5 protein-coding genes are annotated in these 5,365 nt (G+C 65.8%); all 5 read left to right on the top strand.

Going from position 1 to position 5,365, the window contains the following annotated elements; all coding sequences use genetic code 11:
- Positions 1 to 192, top strand: a 192-nt coding sequence (locus D472_RS26430; RefSeq protein WP_152448058.1) for a phosphopantetheine-binding protein, incomplete at its 5' end; no start/stop codon positions are given.
- Between the two features lie 251 nt (positions 193 to 443).
- Positions 444 to 1,253, top strand: a complete 810-nt coding sequence (locus D472_RS0124240; protein ID WP_239643045.1) for a thioesterase II family protein — start codon at positions 444 to 446, stop codon at positions 1,251 to 1,253.
- Positions 1,254 to 1,317: 64 nt separating this feature from the next.
- The gene (locus D472_RS0124235) at positions 1,318 to 2,349 is read left to right on the top strand and encodes a TauD/TfdA family dioxygenase (protein ID WP_017607018.1); all 1,032 of its coding nucleotides are present in this window, start codon (positions 1,318 to 1,320) and stop codon (positions 2,347 to 2,349) included.
- Positions 2,346 to 4,160, top strand: a complete 1,815-nt coding sequence (locus tag D472_RS0124230; protein ID WP_017607017.1) for a non-ribosomal peptide synthetase — start codon at positions 2,346 to 2,348, stop codon at positions 4,158 to 4,160. Before D472_RS0124235 ends, D472_RS0124230 begins: the two co-directional genes overlap by 4 nt.
- Positions 4,161 to 4,352: 192 nt before the next feature.
- Positions 4,353 to 5,365 (top strand): condensation domain-containing protein (locus D472_RS26425; protein WP_033304622.1); only part of this gene is annotated, 1,013 nt, incomplete at its 3' end.

The following is a 5,365-nucleotide window of genomic DNA, read 5'->3' as shown; positions in this document are numbered from 1 at the left end:
GGGCACTCGTTGTTGGCCACGCGGCTGATCGGCAGAATCCGCGCCGTCATGAGGGCTCGGGTCACCCTGGAGGACGTTTTCCGAGCGCCCACGGTGGCCCGTATGGCCGAGCGCCTGGAGAGTGCTCCCACACCGAAGCGCCGACCCGCCTTGCGCAGGCGTACCAGCGCTGGGGTCGAGATGGGCGGCTGACCACGTCTCGAGTCTCCTTGACGGAACGGCCGATACCCCGATGGGTGTCGGCCGTTCCGTCGTTTCGTCGCCGCCCGGCCTGAGGCAGGAGGCGCGGGGTTCGAAACTGCCGCCGCTTTGCCGTTCCTTCCTGCCCTTTCCTCGGACAAGGCGAGGTTAGTTTTTCAATATCAGATATTTGGAGTGGGGCAAGGGATCGCGAAAGCCGAGTCCTCGTCCCAGAATTCGCTCCCTCGCGAGTATTTCGCGAAATGAAGTCGAAGGGAATGAAGGAATTGGCGAACGATCTGGACGCAAGCGACGCGCTATGGGAGATCAGGAAGAGTCCGGTCCCTGATGGGCCCGCGCTCGTGGTGCTCCCCCACGCTGGAGGCAATGCCCACTACTACGCCCAGTGGGAACCGAACCTGCCCGCGCAAACAGGGCTCTTGATCGCCCAATATCCGGGACGCGGATCACGTTTCACCGACGACCTCGCGGAGAACATCGGTGAGCTGGCCGCTCCCGTCATCTCTTTCCTCGCTGAGCAGCCCTTCGCACCGGTGATCATGGGACACAGCATGGGGACCTTGGTGGCCTACGAGGTCGCTCGCGGCCTGACCGAACTCGGGCGCCCCCCACTGGCGCTCATCGGCTCCGCATGCCGCGCTCCCTATCTGCCCAACCCGGCACCGGTAATGCCACAGACACTCTCCGACGAGGAATTGGTCGAGGCGATCAAGAACCGGGGTGGTACCGACAACGAGATCCTCGACGAGCCCGAGATGTGGGAGATCATCCTGCCCTCGATCCGGGCCGACTTCGCCATCGACGACGTCTATCGCAGCCCCGACGCGGTCCGCACGCTCAGCTGCCCCATCACCATCGTGGGCGGGGAGTCCGACCCGATCGTCCCGGTCCTGGACCTCGTCTCCTGGCGTGAGGTCACCGAGGGTGAGTCCCAGGTCGAGACCATTCCTGGAGGCCATTTCTACTTCGACGAGTCGGTCGAGAACATGGACCGTTTCATGTCAATCGTGAATTCGATGGTCACCTCTGTTATGCCTCTTCGGATCTCTTGATCTCCTGCCCGTCCATTTGCCGAACGTTCGAGATGAGACGACTTTTATGAGAATTGGAGTAGCAATGATGACCGCAGCTCAACAGATCACCCTCACCCGAGAGACCGGAAAGCCCTCCATCATCGAGATTCCGGACGTCCGGGACCTGGAGGAAGGGCTCGCGCGCCTGGAAGCCGAGAAGGACGCCGTCATCGCCGAGATGACCGCCAGCGGAAGCGTCCTCGTCCGCGGCCTGCCCGTGACCGACGCCGAGGCCTTCGCGCGTGTTCGTGACGTACTGCTTCCCCGGCCCGCCGCCTACAAGGAGAAGGCCACACCGCGCACCGACTTCGGCGGCGGGGTCTTCTCCTCCACCGATCTCCCCGCGATCCAGCCGATCCGATTGCACAACGAGAACAGTTACACGCTCGACTTCCCAGGCACTCTCCTGTTCTGCTGTGTCACCGCCCCAGAGAAGGGCGGCGCCACCACGGTGGGGGACATGCGGGAGGTCCTCGCGATGATTCCGGAGGACCTGCGCCGCCGCTTCGAGGAACATGGATGGCTCCTGGTGCGCAACTATTCCGCGCTGGCGGGCCTGCCTTGGCAGACCAGCTTCGCCACCGAAGAGCCGGCCGAGGTCGAGGCCTACTGCTCGGAGAACGTCATCGGCTGCGAGTGGCTGGACGAGGAGACGCTGCGCACCCGGCAGCGTCGGTCGGCGATCATCACCCACCCCGGTACCGGCGAGCAGGTCTGGTTCAACCACGCGGCCTTCTGGAGCCGCTGGTCCCTGGACGAGGACGTCCGGGACGTGCTCTTGGAGACCTACGGCGAGGACGGCCTGCCCTTTGAGACCTTCGTTGGAGACGGCACCCCACTGACACGAGAAGAGGCGGACCTTCTCAACGACGCGTACACGAAGGCCACCCGTCGCGAGACCTACCAGGTCGGCGACCTACTGATGGTGGACAACATCCTGAACGCGCACGGCCGGGAGGCCTTCGAAGGCGACCGGAAGATCCTCGTCGCCATGGGCGACCCGATCCCCCTGGCGGACTGTGCTCCCACGGCCGGCCCCTCCACCACGGCGAGCGAGAACGGAAAGCACCAGTGAGCACGCGGACCACGAGCCTTACGGCTCCCTCACAGACCACCACCCGGGACCTGCTCGATCGTCTGGCCGAGGTTCCTGGTGAGCGCCAAGCCGTCATCGAGGGCTCAACCGAGATCACCTTCGACGAGCTGCGCGCCGCGGCGGGACGACTCTCCCGTCTGCTCGCCGACCGCGGCCTCGGCAGGGAGAGCCTGATCGCCCTGCACCTGTCCAGGGGCGCGGAACTGGTCATCGGCCTCATCGGCGCTTTGGCAGCGGGCGCCGCCTACCTCCCGGTCGATCCCGCGCTACCCCGACAGCGGCGCAGGTACCTCATGGAGAGCGCAGCGGCCGACCTGATCATCGTCGCCTGCGAGCGGGGTGGGCGGGGCGACCACGTGTGCGACACGGAATCGGTCTCCACTTTGGCCACCTGTGCCTTCATGGTCGGCCAGGGTGCGCAGGACACCATCCCCTTCCTACCCGCCGCGGTCCGTCCCGGCGACCTGGCCTATGTGATCTACACTTCCGGCTCCACCGGTCGCCCCAAGGGCGTCGAGGTATCACGCGGCTCGGTTTCGGAGCTCCTGGCCGCCCTGGAGTCCGAGCACATCGCCGGGCCCGAAGGGGGCAGGGTCGGTTGGAACGCCTCACCCTCGTTCGATGCGTCGGTACAGCAGTGGGTCCGTCTGTGTCGCGGAGACACTCTGGTCCTTCTCGACGAGCACACACGATCCGATCCCTCCCTCATGACCGAGCTCATCATCGGTCAGGCCCTCACCGCCATCGACGTCACCCCCTCCCACGCCGACCTCCTGCTCGAGCACCTGGAGGAGAAGCTGAGCGTCGACCGACCCGCGGGGCCGCTCACGATGCTCATCGGCGGTGAACCGATCAGTCCGCCACTTTGGCAGCGGATCAGTGGCCTGGTGGAACGTGGGATGGTCCGCGCGGTCAACTTGTACGGGCCGACCGAGTGCACCGTGGACGCCACGGCCGGGTGGATCGACTCCGCTCAGGAGCCCCACATCGGCACCGTCCTTCCGGGCCTGGAGTTGCACCTGCTCGACGAGGACCTGCGGGCGGTGGTTCCCGGGGAGACAGGAGAGATCTACCTGTCCGGCCCTCGAGTGGCACGCGGCTACCGCAACGCGCCCGTCCTGACCGCGGACAGGTTCCTTCCCGACATCGTCTCCGGTAGTGGGGGGCGCATGTACCGCACCGGCGACCTCGCCCGGCTCCGTGAGAACGGCCTCTTGGAGTATCTCGGGCGTGGGGACCGGCAGGTCAAGCTACGTGGGTTCCGTATCGAGCCCGGAGAGATCGAGAAGGTGCTCGGCTCCGACCACGCCGTGGCGGAGGTCGTGGTGGACGTCAGGGAGACCGCGGGTGGTCCCGCCCTGGTCGCCTACTTCAGGGCCCATGGGGAAGTGGACCAAGCGCGGTTGCGTGACCTCGCCTCCGCCGAACTGCCGGGGTACATGGAGCCCGCCTCCTACATCGAACTCGACGCCTTCCCCCGGACCCCCAACGGCAAGCTCGACCGTGCCGCGCTACCGGACCCCGCCCCGACGGTTCCGACCGACGACATGGCGTCCGATATGGATCTGAGCCCGACCGAACAGCTGATCGCCGAGGTCTGGTCGAAGGTCCTCGGAGTGGCGGCCATCAGCGCGGAGGACGATTTCTTCCGTCTGGGGGGCCACTCCCTTCTGGCCATCAAGCTGGTCTCGCAGGTCAAGGCGCGACTGGGCGTGAAGATTCCTCTCAAAACGGTCTACGAGAATCCTCGACTGCGCGGTCTGGCCGAGGCCATCGATGCTCAGGCCTGACCGGATGCCCTGTTCGGTGGTGCGCGAACCCTCGCTCACACCGATCGATGAAGGGTGGTCGGCCCATGGAAGGCGGGACGGCCACCCGACCGGGCGCTCCCGCCCTGGCAGTGCCCCTCTCCACGCCGCTTCCGCGGCCTCACCCCCCTCCAACACCGGCGAGTGTCGCCATCACCTTCCCAAGGAGTAGCCGTGATCCCCCTGTCCTTTGCCCAGCGCCGGTTGTGGTTCGTGAATCGGTTGGAGGGTGCGAGTGCGACGTACAACGTGCCGACGGTGTTGCGGTTCGGTGCGGGTGTGGACGTGGATGCCTTGGTGTCGGCGGTGGGTGATGTGGTCGAGCGCCATGAGGTGCTGCGGACCGTGTTCGGGGAGTTGGATGGTGAGCCGTTCCAGCGGGTCATGGATCCGGTGGAGGGTGCGCCGGTGGTGGAGCGTGGGGTGTGTTCCGCCGCTGAAGTGGATGTTTTGGTGGGGGAGTTCTCGCGTTCGGTCTTTGATTTGTCAGTGGATGCTCCGGTGCGGGTGCGGTTGTGGGTGACCGATGCCGGCGAGACGGTGCTAGTGGTGTTGGTGCATCACATCGCGACCGATGGTTGGTCCGAGGGTGTGTTGTTGGAGGATCTGCGCGCGGCCTATGAGGCGCGTGTGGAGGGTGGGGCTCCGGTTTGGGAGCCGTTGCCGGTGCAGTACGCCGACTACGCCCTCTGGCAAAGGGACCTGTTCGGTGACGCCGAGGACCCGGAAAGTCTTTTGACCGGTCATCTCCGGTTCTGGCGTTCGGCTCTGGAGGGTGTTCCCGAGGTTTCGTCCTTGCCTTTGGACCGGGCTCGTCCGGGGGAGCCCTCGGGTGTGGGCGGTGTGGTGCGGTTCGATCTGGACGCTCGTACGCATGAGCGTGTTCTCGCGACGGCGCGGAGGTCGGGTTGCACGTTGTTGATGGTGGTGCAGGCCGCTGTGGCGGTGGCGTTGTCCAAGGCCGGTGGGGGTGAGGACGTCGTGCTGGGCACCCCGGTGGCCGGGCGTGAAGAGGAGGACCTGGAGGGGCTGGTCGGGTTCTTCGTCAATTCTCTGGTGCTGCGGACGAGAGTGGACCAAGAAGGGTCGTTCACTGATCTGTTGACCGGGGTGCGTGAGGCCGATCTGGAGGCCTTCGGCCATCAGGAGATGCCGTTCGATTTGTTGGTGGAGGAGTTGAATCCCGC

The organism is Nocardiopsis alkaliphila YIM 80379 (assembly GCF_000341005.1).
In the GTDB taxonomy this organism is placed as follows: domain Bacteria; phylum Actinomycetota; class Actinomycetes; order Streptosporangiales; family Streptosporangiaceae; genus Nocardiopsis; species Nocardiopsis alkaliphila.
Note: the sequence above shows the minus strand (reverse complement) of the source record. Positions and strands in the feature narration are given on the sequence as shown.